The 20,600-nt window shown below is 40.7% G+C and carries 17 protein-coding genes; 7 read left to right on the top strand and 10 right to left on the bottom strand.

Annotated elements, in window-relative coordinates:
• Positions 1 to 22 precede the first annotated feature (22 nt).
• Together ACM0OP_RS04175 and ACM0OP_RS04170 are read left to right on the top strand one after the other, a co-directional pair.
• On the top strand, positions 23 to 1,066 hold the full coding sequence (locus tag ACM0OP_RS04175) for an adenosine deaminase (RefSeq protein ID WP_414527129.1): 1,044 nt from the start codon (positions 23 to 25) through the stop codon (positions 1,064 to 1,066).
• Positions 1,067 to 1,238: 172 nt separating this feature from the next.
• Complete coding sequence (locus tag ACM0OP_RS04170) at positions 1,239 to 2,306, top strand: tetratricopeptide repeat protein (RefSeq protein WP_414527128.1); 1,068 nt, start codon at positions 1,239 to 1,241, stop codon at positions 2,304 to 2,306.
• 74 nt (positions 2,307 to 2,380) lie between these two features.
• On the opposite strand, the gene ACM0OP_RS04165 is transcribed toward ACM0OP_RS04170, so the two are convergent.
• Complete coding sequence (locus tag ACM0OP_RS04165) at positions 2,381 to 2,716, bottom strand: rhodanese-like domain-containing protein (RefSeq protein ID WP_414527127.1); 336 nt, start codon at positions 2,714 to 2,716, stop codon at positions 2,381 to 2,383.
• A gap of 149 nt (positions 2,717 to 2,865) precedes the next feature.
• Here ACM0OP_RS04165 and mutL point away from each other — a divergent pair, with 149 nt between their 5' ends.
• Both mutL and menH read left to right on the top strand, forming a co-directional pair.
• Entirely contained in the window at positions 2,866 to 4,527 is a 1,662-nt protein-coding gene (gene mutL / locus ACM0OP_RS04160) for a DNA mismatch repair endonuclease MutL (protein WP_414527126.1), read from the top strand.
• 136 nt (positions 4,528 to 4,663) lie between these two features.
• Positions 4,664 to 5,485: a 2-succinyl-6-hydroxy-2,4-cyclohexadiene-1-carboxylate synthase gene (gene menH / locus ACM0OP_RS04155; RefSeq protein WP_414527125.1), complete on the top strand. Its 822-nt coding sequence runs from the start codon at positions 4,664 to 4,666 to the stop codon at positions 5,483 to 5,485.
• A 205-nt stretch (positions 5,486 to 5,690) separates the two neighbouring features.
• On the opposite strand, the gene ACM0OP_RS04150 is transcribed toward menH, so the two are convergent.
• The 4 genes from ACM0OP_RS04150 to ACM0OP_RS04135 form a co-directional block, all read right to left on the bottom strand.
• Complete coding sequence (locus tag ACM0OP_RS04150; protein ID WP_414527155.1) at positions 5,691 to 6,317, bottom strand: glycoside hydrolase family 24 protein; 627 nt, start codon at positions 6,315 to 6,317, stop codon at positions 5,691 to 5,693.
• Between the two features lie 114 nt (positions 6,318 to 6,431).
• Positions 6,432 to 7,091 (bottom strand): NAD(P)H-binding protein, encoded by a 660-nt coding sequence (locus ACM0OP_RS04145; RefSeq protein WP_414527124.1) that lies wholly within the window; start codon positions 7,089 to 7,091, stop codon positions 6,432 to 6,434.
• Positions 7,088 to 7,840, bottom strand: a complete 753-nt coding sequence (locus ACM0OP_RS04140) for a hypothetical protein (RefSeq protein WP_414527123.1) — start codon at positions 7,838 to 7,840, stop codon at positions 7,088 to 7,090. The genes ACM0OP_RS04145 and ACM0OP_RS04140 overlap by 4 nt, the downstream gene beginning before the upstream one ends.
• Before the next feature lie 257 nt (positions 7,841 to 8,097).
• The gene (locus ACM0OP_RS04135; protein ID WP_414527122.1) at positions 8,098 to 8,511 is read right to left on the bottom strand and encodes a secondary thiamine-phosphate synthase enzyme YjbQ; all 414 of its coding nucleotides are present in this window, start codon (positions 8,509 to 8,511) and stop codon (positions 8,098 to 8,100) included.
• Positions 8,512 to 8,692: 181 nt separating this feature from the next.
• Between ACM0OP_RS04135 and psb35 the strand changes: the two genes are divergently transcribed.
• Positions 8,693 to 8,920: a photosystem II assembly protein Psb35 gene (gene psb35 / locus ACM0OP_RS04130; protein ID WP_414527121.1), complete on the top strand. Its 228-nt coding sequence runs from the start codon at positions 8,693 to 8,695 to the stop codon at positions 8,918 to 8,920.
• 52 nt (positions 8,921 to 8,972) lie between these two features.
• Here the strand turns inward: psb35 and ACM0OP_RS04125 are convergent, their stop codons facing one another.
• Entirely contained in the window at positions 8,973 to 9,395 is a 423-nt protein-coding gene (locus tag ACM0OP_RS04125) for a tellurite resistance TerB family protein (protein WP_414527120.1), read from the bottom strand.
• Between the two features lie 58 nt (positions 9,396 to 9,453).
• Positions 9,454 to 10,803 carry a 16S rRNA (cytosine(967)-C(5))-methyltransferase gene (locus ACM0OP_RS04120; protein ID WP_414527119.1) on the bottom strand — a complete coding sequence of 450 codons (1,350 nt, stop codon included), beginning with the start codon at positions 10,801 to 10,803 and terminating at the stop codon, positions 9,454 to 9,456.
• Positions 10,804 to 11,358: 555 nt separating this feature from the next.
• Between ACM0OP_RS04120 and ACM0OP_RS04115 the strand changes: the two genes are divergently transcribed.
• A complete protein-coding gene (locus ACM0OP_RS04115) occupies positions 11,359 to 14,901 on the top strand; it encodes a bifunctional diguanylate cyclase/phosphodiesterase (protein WP_414527118.1) in 3,543 nt (1,180 codons plus the stop codon).
• Here the strand turns inward: ACM0OP_RS04115 and ACM0OP_RS04110 are convergent.
• The 3 genes from ACM0OP_RS04110 to ACM0OP_RS04100 form a co-directional block, all read right to left on the bottom strand.
• Complete coding sequence (locus ACM0OP_RS04110) at positions 14,883 to 16,298, bottom strand: glycoside hydrolase 100 family protein (RefSeq protein WP_414527117.1); 1,416 nt, start codon at positions 16,296 to 16,298, stop codon at positions 14,883 to 14,885. The genes ACM0OP_RS04115 and ACM0OP_RS04110 overlap by 19 nt on opposite strands.
• Before the next feature lie 459 nt (positions 16,299 to 16,757).
• Positions 16,758 to 18,206 (bottom strand): glycoside hydrolase 100 family protein, encoded by a 1,449-nt coding sequence (locus tag ACM0OP_RS04105; protein ID WP_414527116.1) that lies wholly within the window; start codon positions 18,204 to 18,206, stop codon positions 16,758 to 16,760.
• A gap of 879 nt (positions 18,207 to 19,085) precedes the next feature.
• Positions 19,086 to 19,253 carry a hypothetical protein gene (locus ACM0OP_RS04100; protein ID WP_414527115.1) on the bottom strand — a complete coding sequence of 56 codons (168 nt, stop codon included), beginning with the start codon at positions 19,251 to 19,253 and terminating at the stop codon, positions 19,086 to 19,088.
• 99 nt (positions 19,254 to 19,352) lie between these two features.
• On the opposite strand from ACM0OP_RS04100, the gene ACM0OP_RS04095 reads away from it, so the two are divergent.
• Entirely contained in the window at positions 19,353 to 20,546 is a 1,194-nt protein-coding gene (locus tag ACM0OP_RS04095; protein ID WP_414527114.1) for a Coenzyme F420 hydrogenase/dehydrogenase, beta subunit C-terminal domain, read from the top strand.
• Positions 20,547 to 20,600 lie beyond the last annotated feature (54 nt).

Raw genomic sequence — 20,600 nt, 5'->3', positions numbered from 1 at the left:
TTTTTAGATAAAAAATACCATTATGGCCTTATATGCTGAGTTACATAGACACCTGGGGGGTTCCGTTGTTCCCCGTGTGTTGTGGCGATACTTTGAGCGCCATGCTACGGATTTAATTGCTCGTTTTGCTGAATATTCCGAATTTGAAGACTTTTACACTCGTCCCCGGAATAGTTTAGATGAGTATCTGGAATTGCATACTTTAGTGGAAAGTGTGCAATCTGTAGAGACTTTACCTTATTTTATTTATCGCTTACTACGGGGTGCTTATATCTTTGAAAATTTAGCTTATTTAGAGTTACGTTATACACCATATTTACGGACTCCTGAGCATCTGAGTCAAAGTGCAAGAATTGACAAGATGGCGGAAATTGTGGATGTTGTGGGAAAAGCTAGTCATTTACCGGAATATCCCATTATTACGAGTCAAATTCTCTGTATGCATTCCCGTTTACCTTATGAGGTGAATCAGGCGATTATTGATTTGGCTGTAGAGAATAAACAGTACGTTTGTGGTATTGATGTGGCTGGGGGCGATCGCTATTATGAAGAACGTCTAGATGAATGGATTAGTTTATATGATTATGCGCGATCGCACGGCATTAACACAACTGGACACCTTTACGAAACTACCGATGGCTGTTATCCCAAACTATTACCCTACCTGATGCGAATTGGTCATGGTATCCAAATTCCCCTATTATCACCGGAATTATTAACAGATATCGCCCAAAGAGGACAATGTTTAGAAGTTTGTCCCACAACTTATCTAAAAACAGGTACTTTACAGGATATTCGTCAATTAAAGTTAGTTTTTGACCGGTGTTTTGATGCGGGGGTAGATATAGCTATTTGTACGGATAATGCGGGACTGCATAATATGCGTCTACCCTTTGAGTATGAAAATTTACTCACTTACGACATTATTAATTTTGAGCAGTTACAAGCCTGTCAAAATGCAGCTTTCCGCCATGCTTTTGCTTGGCCGCATCATCAACCACCTGCTTCTTTATTAAATAAGTTACTTAAACCTGAACTTCCGAAAGTTTTGGCGATGACGGATTAATTGAAAAAAATTAAATGATTTATGTTGTGGGGTGGAAATGTCTATCCCACTTTTCAACTTTAGTTAATTTCTGTAAACTTAAAATTCTCTTGATAACTAGGTAATAGACAATACTAATCACGTAAGAGTACGCTAGATGACAGCCAAATGAAAATCGGAAGCTCTACGTAATATGAAAGTTATTCAAGAAAGTTCTAGCCAAATGACTTTGCGCCTACGTCCTTGGTTTCTGTGGCTCTTTGGCGCTATCTTCAGCAGTGCTGGTTTGTCAGCACCAATTTTAGGATCACAAGTCAATACTTTCTCTTGTCATCGTGACAACATTGCACCAGCAACTTGTCAAAGTTCTAGCAAAAGTTTATTTTGGTCAAAGCACCAAGTTTTAACCCTAGAGAATATTCAAGGAACAAAAATTCACACTTTCACAGATAGCAAAGGCAATTATAGATATCGTTTATTCTTATTAACAAATGAAGGTGAAGCCTCACCTATCCTCAAAGATGTTCGTCGTCAGACGACAGTGACCAACTGGGTGCAAGAGATTGAATTATTCCTCAAAGAGACTGAGAGACAGAATCTATTAATTGAAGATGATAATCGTTTGTTTATGGGCTTATTTGGTGGCTTATTTGTATTTGTGGGTTTAGCTGTAGCAGTTGTGATGGGTAAAGTAGTTGTTTGCGATATAGACAAGACATTAGGACAATTGACATTAGCCCAATATGGGATAATAGGCAATTCTCAAACAGAATATAGAACTTGTGATATTCGTGCTGTAACTTTACAAAAAGCAGTGAGCAGCAAAGGTGATAGTACCTATAGATTAGCTCTGGTTATGCACTCTGGGGAATATATACCATTTACTTCTTATTATTCTTCGGGCTTTCGGCAACAACAAAAAACATCTGATATTATTAGCCAGTTTCTGAATTTACAATCCCTTCCAGAAAATGATCATGTGATGTTATTAAAAGAGGGTTTTTCCAAATTTAAAAATGTGGCTAATCTGGGGTTAATGAATCAACAACAACGTGAAGACCAAATTGCACATTTGCAGCAAGCAGTGATTAATAATCGTCATGATGCTGAAGCAAATTATCAGTATGGTTTTGCTTTGTATGTTCTCCAGCGACACCAAGAAGCTCAACCTTTTTTAGCAGAAGGAAAACGACTTTTTGGTTTAGCAGGAGAACAGGAGAAAGTTCAATATATTGATTCTCTTTTACAATCTCTAAATTAAAAATTATGAGCTAGTCAGGGAGGAGGTACGCAGAGGTTTTTCAATTTAGAGTTATTAATGCAGTTGTGGAAGTTTTAAGCAGCTACGCCTTCAGTAGCACCACCGACTGTTTTCCAGGCTGTTAAACCGCCTCTGAGTACAGAAGCATTATTAAAGCCAGCTGCTCTGAGTAATTGCACAGCATAACCTGCTTGTGTGTCGCTGTCGCCATAAATGTAAATTTGGCGTTGTTTTTGTAGTGCAAATGGGGCGCGTTGTACCAGTTCATCTAAGGGTATTTGAATAGCCCCAGTGATGCGACTGTAATTGTAAGTGTGGCGATCGCGCACATCTATAATTGTAAACCCTGGTTGTCCCCATTGCAGATTCAATTTGATATCATGAACCTCAGCAACTAAATCACTGCTCATAAGTTTTTCTCGCGGATAACCTCACAAGCAATCTATCAAGAATAACTCTGAAATCTGAGTTTCTTTACAATTAATCAAAAATTCTATGAAATTGTAAATAAAAATGCTTATTGTATTTAGTGATTGGCTCATAGCCTACACTTAAACTTATGGCATCTACTATTCAAGCTCTACCCACAGAAGTTGTATATCTAATTACGGCTGGCGAGGTTATCGACTCTTTAGCTGCTGTTGTCCGGGAATTGGTGGAAAATTCTCTAGACGCAGGCGCAACCAGAATTGTAGTTTCTCTTTGGCCGCAGCAGTGGCGCATTCGCGTGGCGGATAATGGTTGCGGAATGGATGAAGCTGATTTACAGCAAGCAGCTTTGGCGCACAGTACCAGTAAAATTCGCTCTAGTGATGATTTATGGAAGATTCACAGTTTGGGGTTTCGTGGGGAGGCGTTGCACAGTTTAACCACTTTGGCTGATTTGGAAATTTTCAGCCGTCCAGAGACAAGTAACGTGGGCTGGCGGGTGGTGTATGGTGCAGGGGGGAAACCGAGAACATTTGCCGCAACTGCGATCGCACCTGGTACAGTGGTTACAGTGTCTGATCTGTTCGGTAATTGTGCAGCCCGTCGCCAGGGTTTACCCACAACCGCCCAGCAAATGCGCGGCGTACAATTAGCAATTCAACAAATCGCCCTGTGTCACCCCCACGTAACTTGGCAAGTTTGGCAAAATGACCGCCAATGGTTTAGTATTTCTCCCGCCCCTACCACCGGACAACTGTTACCGCAAATTCTCCCCCAAGTGCGCCCCAGTGACTTACAGGAAGTACAACTACAACTACCCCAACCGCAAAACTCAACCCTGAATTTAGTAGTGGGTTTACCTGATAGATGTCATCGTCGCCGTGCAGATTGGGTCAGGGTAGCAATTAATGGCAGGATGGTAAAATGTCCGGAATTAGAGCAAACAATATTAGCAGCATTTTACAAAACATTACCACGCGATCGCTATCCAGTTTGTATCTTAAAACTTGCCATTTCTCCAGAACAAATTAACTGGAATCGTAACCCTGCCAAAAGCGAAATTTACCTACATAAAATTGATTATTGGCAAGAACAAATTACCCAAGCAATTGACCAAGCCCTCCGCATCAGTCCTGCTAATCTGAAAGAATCTTTCCACACCACCAGAGTTAGTAAATTACTCAAAGTCGCAGAAGCCAAAGGTGGTTATAACCTCAGTCCGCAAAGTAACCAAGCAGAAAATAGCACTCAGCCCTCATTAAAAGCGATCGCCCAACTCAGCAACACCTATATAGTAGTAGAACATCCCAACGGTATGTGGTTAGTCGAACAACATATAGCCCATGAACGGGTATTATATGAGCAAATTTGTGACAACTGGCAACTTGTACCCATAGAACCAGCCTTAATTTTGTACCAACTGTCATCAGTCCAAGTATCACAACTGCAAAGAATCGGTATAGATATAGAACCATTTGGCGAACAACTGTGGGCTATTCGCACCGTACCCGCCCTCTTACAACAAAGAGAAGACTGTGCAGAAGCAATATTAGAACTCAGTTGGGGAGGTGACTTAGAAATAGCCCAAGTAGCCGTAGCTTGTCGCAGCGCCATTCGCAACGGTACACCCATGAACCGAGAAGAAATGCAGACATTATTAGAACAATGGCAAAAAACACGCAACCCCCGCACCTGTCCCCACGGTCGCCCCATATACCTCTCCCTAGAAGAACCAGCCCTAGCGAGATTTTTCCGCCGTAACTGGGTAATTGGGAAAAGTCACGGCATTTAACCCGGATTTCTAACTCATGTAGGACTTACGCAAGAACTCTCTGAAACCCTCTTTACTATGCCTTCGGCACGCTACGCGAACGTGTCCTTTGTGTCCTTTGTGGTTAGTTTTCTCCTAATTTTTCGTAAGTCCTGTCATGGAAAAAACCTATCAACTAAATTATTCATTCATTACTCACTCAAACAAACCAGTTATTTTATTTTTGCATGGTTTCATGGGTAACTTAGCAGAATTTCAGCCAGTTATAGAATTACTAAATCAAGAATATTCCCTACTCACCGTTGACTTACCTGGACATGGCAAAACCCAAGTATTAGGTGGGGATGAATACTATACAATGGAAAATACAGCTAATGCCATAATTAACTTATTAGCCGAATTAAAAATTAACCAATGTTTGCTAGTTGGTTATTCAATGGGTGGAAGATTAGCCTTATATTTAACTCTACATTTCCCAGAGCATTTTACTAAAGTTATTCTCGAATCAGCATCCCCAGGATTAGCCACAGAAAGAGAACAGTTAGCCAGAATTAAAAGTGATGCTCAAATAGCCCGAAAATTAGCCAGAACTACTAGCAAAATAGACTTTGAGACTTTTTTAAACAATTGGTATAATCAACCCATATTTAGCGACATCAAACATCATCCCCAATTTGCCACCATGTTAGCTAGTCGGCTGCAAAATCAGCCAGAAGAATTAGCCAAGTCATTGCAATTTATGGGAACCGGGAAGCAGCTTTCCTTATGGAATAAACTAGCAGAGAACACCACACCCTTATTACTATTAGTTGGTGAACATGATCAAAAATTCCGAGAAATCAACACAGAAATACTTAAAAAAGCACAACTTGCCCAATTACAAATAATCAATCATGCTGGGCATAACATCCACTTAGAAAACACGCAAAAATTCGTGCAAAATATGCAAAACTTTCTCACAAATCCCACCCCCAAATAATACTCCCCATCTTCCGCCTAACTCCGTGTCCTCTGCGCCTCTGTGGTTCGTAATTCCCAACACCTATTTACGGGAGCATCCCAATTTGGTAAAAATATGGAAACTGATGCAAAAACCCTATAAAACCCTCTTCCCTTGGCGTTCTTTGCGTCTTGGCGGTATGCGCTACGCGCACGCTACGCGAACGTTTATTCTGATGCTCCCCTTATTTACCAACAGCCTGTAACTCCTCTGCCAACATTTTCTGATATATCTTCGGCAAAGAACTACTAATAGAATTAGTTTCTATACCGTATCCCAAACTAGTCCAAGTCGGAGAAAGTCGCCGCAAAACATCATTAACATTCCCCTTTTGCAGAAGTTGAGAAATATCAGTTCCCCAAACCTTCGTATCCTTCAACCAACGGTAAACCACCACATCTTGATACTCAGCCTCAAAACTATAACCAGACCAAAACATCATTTGGTTAGGAGGTTGGGGATGATAGCGAGGGGCGATTTCAAACCAAGTATTATTGATAATTTGATATCTACCAGCAGCAGTAGAACAATTACCTTTATTCGGACCATTGACAATGGTGACACAGATTTCCGGGTGACGACTGAGATTATTAACCTGCTGACCACCATATAACAGAGAATAGGGACGATTCCCATTAGCTTCACTGGCGGAGATAGTTCGCATTAAAGCCCGGATATAAGGATCACCTCCTTGCATCACTAAAGGCGGTTGTTGCACTGTAAACACAGGATCGTTAGGCGATCGCAATGTACCATAGATATACCACTGCAACAAACAGATAAAAGCCAGCAGTGAGGCGATGGGGCCAATGAGATTCTCAACGCCTTTGAGTTTAAACTCTTTCAGTGTCAGACTCCTTCAAATTCGCTTTTGACTAACAACAACAACCGACGCAGTGATTCCGGTAAAGTTCAAACTTATTAATTAAGCAACATGAGCAAATAACTCTGCAAAGCTTTTAACAGCAGCATCTGGTTTAGCTACAACCTCCACAATCTTATTCCTTGCGCCTGGCTCAAACAAAGACTCTACAGCAACTTGAGCAACTTTTTTGCGGGGAATACTACCATCAAATAATGTATCAGCACTCTGCATCACAATTCTATCTGAATTATCTTCATTCTTCAAACCACCAGGGCGGACAATAGTATAAGTCAAACCACTTTTTTGAATATACTCCTCAGCTTGTTTTTTCCACACCAAAATCAGCCAAAACAAATTTAAAGGGTGGAAGAACTGAGAAACACACAAAGAAGAGACTAAGACAAAATGCTCAATTCCTTGGGACTTAGCAGCAGCGACTAAATTTTGAGTACCTGCAAAATCCACCTGATAGGGGCCAGTGGGATCAAAACTCGGTTTTGCTCCAGTGGCGCACAGTAAAACGGTACTATCTCCTAAAGCAGTATTCAGGCTTTCAGGTTGTAATACATCCCCCAAAACTAACTCCGTTTCAGGTGGTAAAATAGCTCTGGCTTTGTCTATATCTCTTACCAAAGCGCGAACGGGAATATTTCTATCTATGAGTTCTTGAACAATGCGGCGACCTGTTTCACCTGTGGCTCCAGCGACAAATGCTTTCATGAGTGATCTTGAGGTTGAATATTTAACTTTAATGCTAACTCCTGTCGCATTTCTTGGAAAGGTTTATTCCACACAGGAACAGTATCCCAATTCCATATTTCCACAGGAATTAGTTTTTCTTGAGCTAAGGAATGGAATAACAACTTCTCATCTTCTGGTTCACGGGAAAAATCAAAAGGATTACGATATCCTGTTTTACCAAGTTTATAGGATGTCACCTGACCATAATTAAGATGTTTAATCAGTTTTTCCCCTTTGATCAGTAAGTCATCTAAAAATACTAAATTAAAAGGGTCTGATTGGTAACGAGTTTCTGGTTCTTTTTGTACCCATTTTGCCCAATCAAAGCCATACATGAAATCATGAACATAACGGAAGCGAATTTCTTGTTTAATCCCAAATAAATTGATTAGTAAAATCATTTTTTCACCAAATGATTTAAAAAAAGAAATAGCGCCTGCATCTGCTATCAGAGCCTGTTTAACCATACTTTTGACCAGAAAATCAAAATCCCAGAAGATGTTTTCTGGAAAGTTCTGCACTTGGGCGTAAACTATTTGCTCTAAAGTATCCCCCAAGGCAAAAATAAATTTTTTGTCTGTGGTAATGGTAGTAATTATGGTTTCCAGTTCTGCAAAACTAGTGATCAATTTCTTGTGAGGATTAAGACTTAATGGATTAATAGAATTTTCCGTTAAGATTTCATCCAGGAATTGAAAAATTTGGCTGGGCTTTAAGTCATCTTTCATATTAGGTAATTCATGGTATTTGTAGTCAGGATTAAACTTCTAAATTAAGGGCTAAGTTACAATATTTTTACATTAATTAACATAGTTGTCTTTATTCTCACCAACTTACTTATACCAATTATTTGTGAGGCTGTATATAATTTCTACCGTACCCGCCAGGGAGGAGGGAAACTGGACTTCTGGTTAATTGTATTTATCCATCTTGATATTAAATTGATATTGGCGATTAAAAAGTTACTATCTTTCCCACTGACTTCCTAATCAGAAATATGAACAACTAATTCTCTAGTATGACTACGCTGACGATGTTCCCAAATATAAATACCTTGCCAAGTTCCCAGGACTAAATGACCACTATTTATGGGAATATGTTCAGAGGTATGAGTCAATGCTGTGCGGATATGTGCCGGCATATCGTCTGCACCTTCAGCATCATGGATGTATTTATCTGATTCTGGTACGAGTTTGGCCATGAAGTTGGCTAAATCTATTAATACGTCTGGGTCGGCGTTTTCTTGAATAACCAAACTGGCCGAGGTGTGACGTAAAAATAAGGTGCAAAGTCCCGTTTCTACCCCAGACTCTGCAACTATAGCGGCAATTTTGGCGGTGATGTTCTGGAAGTTCTTACCAGTGGTAGAAATCCTGAGTAGTTTTTGGTAGTGAGCCATTTTGATGGTAATTGATATCTAACTCTATTTTAGGCTGAGTTGGATCACAGATATCCAGTCAGCAAAAAATATGAAAATATTATTGATGACATCAAGTATTTAATACTTCTGGCTGATTTAAGTGATACGCTCTATTGAATAGAGTCTTATGTAGTGTTCCTTAAAGTAGGAGAATATACTCATGAATTTATTGATGCAAACAGCAGCCAAAGCCGTCTCCCAAGGAAACAATTTTCCCTTAGCTTTTACTTTGGTGTATGTAGTTGGCTTTATTGCTGCTGTCACTATTGGTTCTATCGCTTGGTACAATTCTAAACGTCCTGCTGGTTGGGAAAGCAAAGAGCGTCCTGATTTTGTCCCTAAAATTGAATCAGAAGAAACCCCAGGTGTGGGTGAACCAAAGTCTTAATTTTTGGTTACTAGACGCGATTTATCGCGTCTGCTCAACTGAATATTCTCTGTTAGTTTTGAACTTCAACCCAGCGACGATAAAGCTGTTGAATTTGTTTCAGCAAGGCTGTGTGTACTGGCGGAGTGGATTGATTAAGTTTGGTTAATTCCTGGATTTTTGTCAGTAGTCGTGCTTCTTCAACAGCAACTTCCCCATCACTGTAAATTAAACCACTGATGGCCTCAATGAGATTTTCGCAATCTTCTTGACTGGGGCGATCGCCTAAGTATTCTTCTATCCATTCGTAACATATTTTTGGTTGTACAGGAACTAATTCGTATAACCAAGGCTTAATTTCTGGGTCAGTTGCCAAACCTTTGGCTTGGGCTATTTCCCGCAGATATTGCCGCTCTTCCGGCTGGATTTTACCATCAATCCAAGCTGCACCAATCAAAATTTTAACTAAAGTTTTCACATGGGAATCAGTAACCATTGCTGCCTCTTGCGGTAGATTCGTGGCTTTGACAAAATAGTACAATCCCAAACAGTATTCATTCGGAATCGTTGGTTTTTCTTAAGCGCACCATAAAAAAGCCATCCATGTTGTGTCGATGAGGCCAAACTTTTACCCAGCCTTGGGGGGTAGCATAAGTGTAATCACGGGAGTTAATGCTGGGGGGCTGAATTTGCCAATGGGGATGATTAGCTAAAAATGTAGAGATCACGGCTTCATTTTCGGCAGGATGTAGGGTACAGGTCGCATAAACCAAGACACCACCGGGTTTGACAAATTCAGATGTATGTGCTAATAGTTCTGCCTGTAAGCTGGAGAGTTCTGCCACAGAGTCTGGTGTTTGTCGCCAACGTGCATCGGCGTGACGGTGTAAGGTTCCTAAGCCAGAGCAGGGAGCATCGAGTAAAAGGCGATCGCCTTTATCATAAAATTGCGGTAAATTGCGACTGTCACCTGTGCAAATTTGAATAGATTGTAAATGCAGACGTTGAGCATTTTCTTTGAGTTTACGCAAGCGGGAAGCCGTGCGATCGCAAGCCCAAATTTCCCCCTCATCCCCCATTAACTCAGCAATATGGGTAGTTTTGCCCCCTGGCGCAGCACAAGCATCAATCACCACCTCACCGGCTTGAGGATCAAGTAAATAACCTACAAGTTGAGCGCTAGCATCTTGTACAGACCACCAACCTTCACTAAAACCCGGTAAATTATTTATCGCCCCCGAACTACCAATTAATCGTAAAGCCTGGGGTAAATTAGGAATCCGCTTCACCAAAACATCAGCTGTCTGCAAAGCCGCCTCAACGTCCGCAATTGTTGTCCGCAGGGGATTAATTCGTAAATCAATCGTCGGTGTTTGGTTCATCCAATCACACAGTAGTTCTGTCTGTTCTAAACCCAACTCGTCTAACCACACCTGAATAATCCAATCAGGGAAACTGTATAAAATTCCCAACCTTGACACCGGGTTTTCCGGTAACTGTAGAGGTTCTGGTAATTTCTCCCCTAGCCGGATGTATTGCCGCAACAGACCATTAACAAAACCCGTCAGACCAGAAAAGCCATTTTCCTTAGCTAACTGCACAGTGGTATTCACAGCCGCCGAAGGCGGGATACGCTCTTGATAGCGCAGTTGGTATAAACCCAAGTGTAAAATGCTGCGGAGGTCTTTGGGTTGTTGGTGAGATTTTTTACTACCTAGTTGGTCAATCAGTGCATCTAGAGTCCGTTGTCTTCTGACACTGCCATAGACTAATTCTGTCAATAAACGGCGATCGTGATTCGGCAGGTTGACTTTTTGTAACACTCTATTTAAGGCTACATCAGCATAAGCACCTTTGTGAACATCTCGCAGGGCATGAAAAGCTATTTGACGGGGGTTGGTCATGAAATATGGTAGATCCGAGAGAACGCAGAGGTAACACACGTGTTTATATCTTAACCAATGCGATCGCCTACTGATAATTATCTACAACCAACACCAACCATCAGAAATTTTATTCGCTGGTTAAGTAAGTCGATGCGATAAAACCAAACTATGTGAAGAAAAGTAAATAAGGCTCAAACTCTTTCTCCCCCTGCCCCCTGCCTTATTCCAACAATAATTATTTACGCCGACCTACTTATTCTTTTGATTGACATGATCTGCTCAATATCACAACCAATTGAGTGTATGGATCATAACTGAGTACGAACAATTCGTAATATACTATAATTTAGGCATCGACAGGAAAAAAGAAATACAAAGTCTAAATTTTAGGTATTTAACCTAGATTTTCCGTGTTTTTAGTCAATCACTATCTATCAAGTTATGATTTATGAAAGCCTGAGACGATGTATTTTCCCTGATGCACCAGATAAAAAATTTTTCCTGCGCGTAACCTCTGTATACGGGCATTTTCAGTTTCTCGAACTCACGTTTTACTAGGTTGTCAATGTTGTTATGAAAAAACAGCAACCCTTTTCCCTCCAGAAAATTGGTTCGGAGGATTGGGCGAATACCCCAGAGAATGTGAAGTTTCTAATAAAGTCACTTAGAGAAAGTGCCGCTTTATCAGAAAATCAAAGCTATTTAATTCAATTATTAGATGCTACCCCCATTGCGATCGCTGTCCATGAGTCAACAGGGAAACTTATTTATATCAATGACCTCGGACAGGCATTACTGGGTGAAACAAGCCCATTAGAACTGATTCCTGAACAACTTTCAGAAGTCTTCCAAATACAGCGTCAGGGCGATGATCATGCTCTTTATCCCTCAAAAGCCTTACCTAGTAGTCGGTGTCTGGCTGGAGAAAAGGCTTGGGTAGATGATGTAGAAATTCATCGTGATGATCTGGTGATTTCTCTGGAGATTTGGGCAACCCCAATTTTTGATGATCAGGGAGAGGTGAGGTATGGGATTGTGGCATTTCAAGATATAACCGATCGCAAACACCGGGAATTGGAACAGCAAATCATCAAAAATTCTCTGCTCAAAAGTGAACGCCGTTACCGCCAAGTGATCCAAGTACAAACAGACTTGATTATGCGATCGCTCCCCGATACCAGCATCACCTTTGCTAACGATGCTCTTTGCCTAGCCCTCAACCAATCCTTAGAAAATGTCATCGGACAGCAATGGAGCAACTTTGTACCACCAGAAGACGTAGAGAATTTATATCGCAAAATTGCCGCCCTGACTCCAGAAAACCCCATCTTTGAAAACATTAATCAAGACTACCGCGCCCACAACCAAATTGGCTGGACACATTGGATTAACTTAGGAATTTTTGATGAACATGGGCAGTTAAGCGAAATTCAATCCGTTGGGCGAGACATCACCGCCTTACAGGAGCGCATTCAACGGGAAAAAGCCCTGAATCGAGTTTTCCATTCCATTCGCAACTCCCTAGATTTAGACACAATTTTTGCCACTGCTACAACCGAAACTGCACAACTCTTGAAAATCCTAGACTGCTTGGTGGTGCAATATCTACCAGAACAGGGTGTTTGGAAACATATCGCTGAATTTCGCCACAATCCATACACCCTAACTACCATTGGCTTTGAAATACCTGACGCGGGTAATCCCTTTGCTAATCAACTCAAGCAATTCCAGGTGGTACTGGTGGAAGATACAACCAAGGTGGACAATGAGATTAACCGAGAACTTGCTGAAAACATACCTGGAGCCTGGTTACTGATTCCCTTGGTCATTGAAAATACTCTTTGGGGCAGTTTCACCATTACAACTGCGGAAAAACCCTTTACCTGGAATCATGACCAAATTGCCCTAGCCCAGTCAGTCGCCGAACAACTAGAAATTGCTATTCACCAAGCCAATCTTTACCAACAGTTACAAGAAGAGCTAACCGAACGTCGCCGGGTGGAGACAGCTCTCAGAGAAAGCGAAGCCCGGTTTCAAAATATGGCCGCCAATGTCCCAGGGGCAATTTTTCGTTACATACTTCGCCCTGATGGTACTGACGGTATACTTTATGTGACTCCAGGCTGTTATCAACTTTGGGAAGTCACAGCCGCAGACTTAGTAGCAGATGTTAATATTCTCTGGCAAATGGTTTGTCCAGAAGACATACCTGGAATGCGCGCCTCAGTCATGGAATCAGCACAAACCTTAGAACCCTGGTTATGGGCGTGGCGGATTCTCACACCATCAGGGCGAGAAAAATGGCTAGAAGCTGCTGGTAGACCCACCCTGCAAGCCAATGGTGACATTATTTGGGATACATTAATTGTGGATGTTACCGATCGCAAACAAGCAGAAGCAGCCCTGCGAGAAAGTGAAGCCCGCTATCGATTGTTAGCCGAAAATACCAACGATCTCGTCTGCCTGCACAATGTCAATGGTCAATATCTCTACGTCAGCCCATCTTGTGAATTTCTCTTGGGGTATAGCCATGAAGAAATGGTGCAACAACATATTTATAACTTCATTCATCCTGATGATGTCTATCAGGTTGAGCAGGAGATTTCCAGAGCATTGACCGGGGAAAAACCCATACCCATCACCTATCGGATGCTTCAGAAATCTGGTAAATATATCTGGTTTGAAACCCTGACTAAGCCGATTCTTAATCCTACAGAGCAAATTATTCAACTGGAAACCACTTCCCGCGATGTCACTGAACGCGTCCAAGTGCAAAATCAGTTAGAATACGAAGCCCTCCATGATCGATTAACAGGGTTGCCCAATCGCCGTTGCTTCATGGAAAGATTGGAAGTAGCTATTCAAAGAATTAAAGGACTAGAAAATTATCATTTTGCCGTTTTATTTATTGATCTTGATCGATTCAAAGTCATTAACGATAGTTTAGGGCATTTAGCAGGGGATAAATTACTGATTGCCATTACCGAAAAACTTCAATCCACACTGCGACCAGTCGATCTAGCCGCTCGCCTGGGAGGGGATGAATTTGTCATCCTACTGGAAGAAATTCAGGATATGCAGCAAGTAATTGGCATCACAGAACAGATATTGTTAGAGTTACAAAAACCTCTATTCATTGAAGAACGGGAAGTATACACAACATCCAGTATTGGCATTGTCCTGGGGACAAAAGACTACGTTGAAGCCTCTCACCTGTTGCGAGATGCTGATATTGCCATGTATCGGGCAAAAAACCAAGGCAAAGCAGGATATGAAATTTTTGATAATAAAATGCACATTCAGGCTTTGAATCGACTGCATTTAGAAAACGATCTGCGCCGCGCCATCAAATCTCAGGAATTTATCCTGCACTATCAACCAATTGTCGCTCTAGGAACTGGAAATCTTGTCGGCTTTGAAGCACTAATTCGCTGGGAACACCCCACCAAAGGCTTGAAATTCCCCGGAGAATTTATTGCCGTCGCTGAAGAAATTGGATTGATTACAGCGCTAGATTTTTGGGCAATGAGTACAGCCTGTGAGCAACTAGTAGCATGGCAAAGTAAGTTTTCTGATCTTTCTGCTATCAAAATGAGTGTCAATTTATCGGCACAAGATTTACATAGGCCTGATTTATTAGCAAAAATTGATCGCATTCTTATAGAAACTCAATTAAATGCCCATTGCCTCACAATAGAAATTACTGAAAGTATGTTAATTGAAGATATTGAATCTACTATTATTCTACTTCGTCAGTTAAAAGAGCGGGGCATTCAAATTAGCATTGATGATTTTGGTACAGGATATTCATCCTTAAATTATCTCCACCGTTTACCTCTGGATAATCTGAAAGTTGATCGCTCCTTTGTGCATCAAATTGAATCAGGTAAAAGAAATCATCAGATTGTTCAAACTATTATGGCATTGAGTGACCATTTAGAACTGAATGCGATCGCCGAAGGAGTAGAAACTCAACAACAACTAGAATGGTTACAACACCTGGGTTACAAATTTGGTCAAGGGTATCTATTCTCCCAACCCCTAAACCAAAAAGAAGCAGAAGTATTTTTAGCCAATCAAGCATCCTCTGACCAAAATTACAACTCACAAGACTGAGAAGCATTCTCCACATCAAACTGACTAAAACTAATTAAAGCCAAATGCGCCGGGTTCCGCATCAACTCCTTAGCCAGCAAAAAGCCAGAAATTGTCCATGTTTGATATCTTCTCGCTTCCTTACCCACTAAAACTCCCCGCGTACCATCATAATATTCCGGCCAATGATCTTGACTCAGACGTGCTTGAGCAATTCCCCAAGCCCTTTCACCAATATCCTTTCTGCCTGTTTTTTGTGCCGCAGCAATCAAAGACCACAATAACACCGGCCAACTACCACCATTATGATATGACCAAGGAATATTTCTGGGGTCACATCCGGTAAAAATCCGATACTCCTCCTTTTCCGCAGCCGGAAAACAGATTTTCATCGGCATTGATCCCACCAAATCCTCCCACTGCTCCTCAATCAAATTCATAATAGCTTGAGACTGCTGTTCACTAGTAAGAGACGAAATAATCGCCATCATATTTCCCAGCGCAAAAAAGCGAGTATCTAATTGAGAAGGACCAACATTACCTGCTAAATAACCACCATTTTTTGGCAACCATATCGCCAAATTAGCATATTGAATAGAATCAGGATAGATATTAAATTGATTAACTGCTAACTCTCCGTATTCTTCACCCTTAAAACGATAAATTACATTCAACCTTTTTCGATCAATCCAATAGTGATCACGAATATGATTTCTTAATAGAGGTAAGCGGTTATCAATTCCATCCACAATTTTTTCATCCCCTGCACAAATCAACAACTTGCGTGCAGACCGCAAAGCCGCATAAAATAGCGCTTGAATTTCCAAAGGATAACCATAAATACCCATCCGCCGATAAATCATACAAGCACCATCAGGTACTAACAGCGTGGGATACATATCAAATCTAGTCGCCAAGCAGAGTTCCATAATTAACATAATTCCTTCCTGGAACTGAGGCTGCAATGCGAAATGGATATCCTTTGTGGCTTTTACATAAGCGTATAGTAAAATCACCCACCATAGACAAGAATCAACAGGTGTAACTCTGGCGATGGAGTGTTCACCAAAATCTGCCTCTAAAGACTCCACACCATCTTTGCATACAACTCTAAAACTACCAGGAATAAAACCTTGAGTTGGGATATAAGCATCAAATTTTCCGGTTTTTGGCTGTAATTTTAAAGTTTCTTCCAGAAAATTACGCACAAGATCATATTTACCTTTAATTAAAAAAAGTAATGCTGACGGCACAAAATCCCTAATAAAACAATGGTCGTAATTTAAAGATTTTTGCGAAGTATCATAGGCAGCTATTATACCTACAGGACGACCTTGGTACTTAATAATTGATTTTTCTAAAATTTCCCATGCCTGTTTCTCTAAGTCATCAACCTTTATGAATTCCTCTCTTTCCATTGTGAGAAACACTCCATTTTTATGGGATTTTAGCAAGAGATAAACTCTGGTTATTCTTTGCCGTTGCAATGCTTTTCATGTATTGATGGATATACAGCAATTTGCAGAGATATGAGGTACAAAAAGAAACAATGAAACTTTTGTTGGGTAGGCAGCTTTCGACTACGCTCAAGCCAAGTCTTGCCCGCCCTTGTGTACCTCACTAAAATGAAATGTGCTGTATAACCCACCTAGTTTCTGCCACGGTATATCTAGGGCGATTTCCACCGTCCATACACTCAAAATAACCCAAGTTTCTCATTTACTTCATTGTCCCATATACTCGATTTTTTAAAGTTATCACTCAGAGCAATTTAGCAAATAACAAAAGCCCCATAGAATTACAAAGGGGCTTTAAAAACAATGTTTATTTTGGACAGTTTGCACAACTTTTCGGAAGTATTACCACAGTAAAATATTCTAGCGAGATATGAAAGGTTCTACACTGCCAACTTCAAACTCACAAGCGCGAGAAATAGATTCTGGAGGTAATTCATCAAAACTGACTAAAGGCAAATAACTGGGATTATCCATCAATTCTTTTGCCAACAAGAAACCCGCAATTGTCCAAGTTTGATATTTACGCGCTTGTTTACCAATTAAGCGCCCTTTCTTCCCGTCATAATATTCCGGCCATTCATCTTCACTCAGCCGGGCTTTAGCAATTTCAATAGTCTTTCTGGCTAAAGCAGTTTTATTTGTTTTGACAGCAGCTGCGGCAAACATCCACATTAACACAGGCCAACTGCCAGCATTATGATATGACCAAGGGATATTTTTGGGGTCACACCCAGTAATAATTCTGTATTCTTCATTCTCTAAGGCGGGAAAACAGATTTTCATCGGCATATCTCCCACCAAATCATCCCATCTTTCCTCAATCAAAGTCATAATTGCTTGTGATTGTTCTTCCGTGGCTAAATCGGAAATAATCGCCATCAAGTTACCCAGTGCAAAGAAACGAGTATCTAACTGTGATGGACCGACATTTCCAGCTAAATAACCACCTTTGCGCGGTAGCCATTTATCTAATTCATAATAGGGAAGAGAATCTACATAAATATTAAATAGATTCACCGCCCCTTTGCCATACTCTTCACTCTTGAAACGATAAATTGCATTTAGCCGATTAATATCTATCCAATAATGCTGGCGAATATGAGAGCATAATAAAGGTAAGCGATTATCAATGGCTGCGATGATATCTTCATTACCTTGACAAATTAACAACTCACGGGCTGCACGTAAAGCCCCATAAAATAATACTTGAAGTTCCAGAGGATGACCATAAATACCCATCCGACGATCAATCATACAAGCACCATCGGGAACCAATAATGTGGGGTACATATCGAAACGATTGGCCAAACAGATTTCCATAATTAACCGAATACCATTTTGGAAATCAGGTTGACGGGCTATAGAATAATCTTTAGTGGCGACTATATAAGCACGCAACAAAATAATCCACCATAGACAAGAATCTACAGGGGTAACTCTAGCTATAGCGTGTTCCCCAAAATCCGCTTCTAAATGTTCCTCTCCATTATCAACCACAACTTTAAAGCTAGCTGGAATTAACCCTCGCCCTGGCTTATATGCGTCTAACTCCCTTTCTTTCGGCTGCAACTTCAAAGTTTCTTCTAGAAAATTCCGCACAATATCTGTTCTCCCTTTAATCAGAAAAATTAAGGCTGAAGAGACAAAATCACGGATAAAACACTGATCATAATTCAGCGCTTCTACAGAAACATCATGGGCGGCTACAGTCCCAACAGGGCGACCTTGATAATAGAGAATTGACTTCTCTAGCGCTCGCCATGCTTGTTCTTCTATATTTTCATCTGTTACTAATTCATGTATTGGCATCGCTAGAGTAACTCCATTCAGAGGGTAAGTTTTAGTAGATGCGCCTTCATTGATGATTTATGATTTCTAGCATAACAAAAACCAGCTTTTGCATAGAAAATTGCTTTGAAAAAAATAACTTATAAATAATAAGTTAAACTACTAATTTCTCCGCAATTTAATCTATACTCAGTTGGTTTTTCATCAATTATCTATTTGGTGAATCCTAGCTAGGCAGTTTTTGCCTGTCTCAACGTGATCATTCCTAAAAACAGCCACACCATAAATATTCCCAGATGACTCTGTATCCTGTCTGTACATCTGTAACCTGGCTTGGGCAAACAATAATATTTCTCCGTTACTGCTCAAATTGTGTGCAGTTTGAACTATATCTGGTAGATTTACTTAATCAGAATTTAGTTTGAAGATAGCTAATTGAATTATTCCCCTATAAGTTCATAATTTATAATGTTTTCGCAGAATATGCAATATAAAATCTGAAAAAATTAGCCATCAATTCTCCTGAATAAACGCATATTTTACTCAAATATGCAAAAATATGGTGATATTTTGGTAAGAAAGTCAAAAAATATATCTGGCACATAACTTAAGGCCGATGCAGGTTCTATCCAAAATTACAGAAAATTACTAGAGCAATCTTAAGTCATAATTTAGACAATCAGAAAATCTTAATAATGATCTAGAAATCATCATTAATTGAATAGCTATAAATTGAGTATTTTTTCCTAAAAAATAAATAATTGGCGTAATTTCGTAAACATTATTTGTTTTTCTGTCGAAAACTTAACTACAGACCAGAGGAAAAAATATTAAATGCAGTTAATTGATAGCTAAAAAATCAGAATCTCTCCGTAAAACCACACGAATTTTTGCAGTAGCTTAGGAATATTTTTCGCCGTCGAAAAATACTTTCTTCACCCCTAATCCTCCAAGTCCAACTCCCAGGACAATTCCTGCTGCTGGGAGTGCAACGACACTTGTTGTGGTGAATCCTGGTTCTTCTTTGCGTCTAACGCACAACAGCTTATAGCCTCCGTTATTCTCCACTAACGCGGAGGGTACGCTGATACACGAACCACTCTTCAAGTTTCTAGCTAGTAGATGTATCGTAATAAAAGCGATTCTTGGATAAAACAAAAAATTTATATGACTTCAGTATCTCCTCACAAAAAAGCCAAAGCCCTCAAACCAACTAGTCGCCGTCCGGCTAAAGAACTCTGTAGCGAGTGTGGGCTGTGCGATACATATTATATTCACTATGTCAAGGAAGCCTGTGCTTTTATTAATCAGCAGATAGACGGACTTGAAGAAGAAACCCACAAGCGATCGCGCGACCTAGATAATGAAAATGAACTCTACTTTGGTGTTCATCAAGACATGATCGCCGCCCGCAAACAGCAGCCCATCGAAGGCGCACAATGGACAGGTATTGTCAGTAGTATTGCCATTGAAATGCTGAATCGCGGCTTAGTTGAGGGTGTTGTCTGTGTCCAAAATACCAAAGAAGACCGCTTTCAACCCATGCCAGTTATCGCCCGTACCCCAGAAGAAATACTGGCAGCGAAAGTAAATAAACCAACATTATCTCCCAACCTTTCTGTTTTAGAAGAAATAGAAAAATCAGGGATGAAAAGATTATTAGTAATTGGTGTAGGTTGCCAGATTCAAGCCCTGAGAGCCGTAGAAAAACAACTGGGTTTAGAAAAATTATATGTCTTGGGTACACCTTGTGTAGATAACGTTACCCGCGCCGGACTGCAAAAATTCTTAGAAACTACCAGCCGTTCACCTGACACAGTGGTGCATTATGAATTTATGCAAGATTTCCGAGTTCACTTTAAACACGAAGATGGTTCTACAGAAACAGTGCCTTTCTTTGGTTTGAAGACAAATAAACTCAAAGATGTGTTTGCGCCTTCCTGTATGACTTGCTTTGATTATGTTAATTCTCTAGCAGATTTGGTTGTGGGTTACATGGGCGCACCCTTCGGCTGGCAATGGATTGTGGTGAGAAATGATACCGGGAAGGAAATGTTGGACTTAGTGCAAGACCAGTTAGACACTCAGCCGGTGATGTCTCAGGGAAACAGGAAGGAAGCGGTGCAACAGAGTATTCCTGCTTACGATAAGGGGGTGACTCTGCCGATGTGGGCGGCGAAATTAATGGGTGTGGTGATTGAAAAGATTGGGCCGAAGGGTTTGGAGTATGCGCGGTTTTCGATTGATTCGCACTTTACACGGAATTATTTGTATGTGAAGCGGAATTATCCTGAGAAGTTGCAAGCTCATGTGCCGGAGTTTGCTAAGAGGATTGTGGGGGGGTATAAGTTACCGGAGTAGTGTTTCGCGCATCAGCGAAGCGAAGCACGAAGTGCGTTAGGCGCAAAGGCGCAG

Origin of the sequence: Nodularia chucula CCY0103 (genome assembly GCF_963923915.1) — a bacterium.
GTDB lineage: Bacteria > Cyanobacteriota > Cyanobacteriia > Cyanobacteriales > Nostocaceae > Nodularia > Nodularia chucula.
Note: the sequence above shows the minus strand (reverse complement) of the source record. Positions and strands in the feature narration are given on the sequence as shown.

Bases quoted from the DNA above. Each gene is read 5' to 3' on its own strand.
- ACM0OP_RS04095 (WP_414527114.1), top strand. From the start codon at position 19,353: ATGACTTCAGTATCTCCTCACAAAAAAGCCAAAGCCCTCAAACCAACT.
- ACM0OP_RS04170 (WP_414527128.1), top strand. From the start codon at position 1,239: ATGAAAGTTATTCAAGAAAGTTCTAGCCAAATGACTTTGCGCCTACGT.
- ACM0OP_RS04165 (WP_414527127.1), bottom strand. From the start codon at position 2,716: ATGAGCAGTGATTTAGTTGCTGAGGTTCATGATATCAAATTGAATCTG.
- ACM0OP_RS04145 (WP_414527124.1), bottom strand. From the start codon at position 7,091: ATGAAAGCATTTGTCGCTGGAGCCACAGGTGAAACAGGTCGCCGCATT.
- ACM0OP_RS04125 (WP_414527120.1), bottom strand. From the start codon at position 9,395: ATGGTTACTGATTCCCATGTGAAAACTTTAGTTAAAATTTTGATTGGT.
- ACM0OP_RS04140 (WP_414527123.1), bottom strand. From the start codon at position 7,840: ATGAAAGATGACTTAAAGCCCAGCCAAATTTTTCAATTCCTGGATGAA.
- ACM0OP_RS04115 (WP_414527118.1), top strand. From the start codon at position 11,359: ATGAAAAAACAGCAACCCTTTTCCCTCCAGAAAATTGGTTCGGAGGAT.
- ACM0OP_RS04175 (WP_414527129.1), top strand. From the start codon at position 23: ATGGCCTTATATGCTGAGTTACATAGACACCTGGGGGGTTCCGTTGTT.
- ACM0OP_RS04135 (WP_414527122.1), bottom strand. From the start codon at position 8,511: ATGGCTCACTACCAAAAACTACTCAGGATTTCTACCACTGGTAAGAAC.
- ACM0OP_RS04120 (WP_414527119.1), bottom strand. From the start codon at position 10,803: ATGACCAACCCCCGTCAAATAGCTTTTCATGCCCTGCGAGATGTTCAC.
- ACM0OP_RS04105 (WP_414527116.1), bottom strand. From the start codon at position 18,206: ATGCCAATACATGAATTAGTAACAGATGAAAATATAGAAGAACAAGCA.
- menH (WP_414527125.1), top strand. From the start codon at position 4,664: ATGGAAAAAACCTATCAACTAAATTATTCATTCATTACTCACTCAAAC.
- mutL (WP_414527126.1), top strand. From the start codon at position 2,866: ATGGCATCTACTATTCAAGCTCTACCCACAGAAGTTGTATATCTAATT.
- ACM0OP_RS04110 (WP_414527117.1), bottom strand. From the start codon at position 16,298: ATGGAAAGAGAGGAATTCATAAAGGTTGATGACTTAGAGAAACAGGCA.
- psb35 (WP_414527121.1), top strand. From the start codon at position 8,693: ATGAATTTATTGATGCAAACAGCAGCCAAAGCCGTCTCCCAAGGAAAC.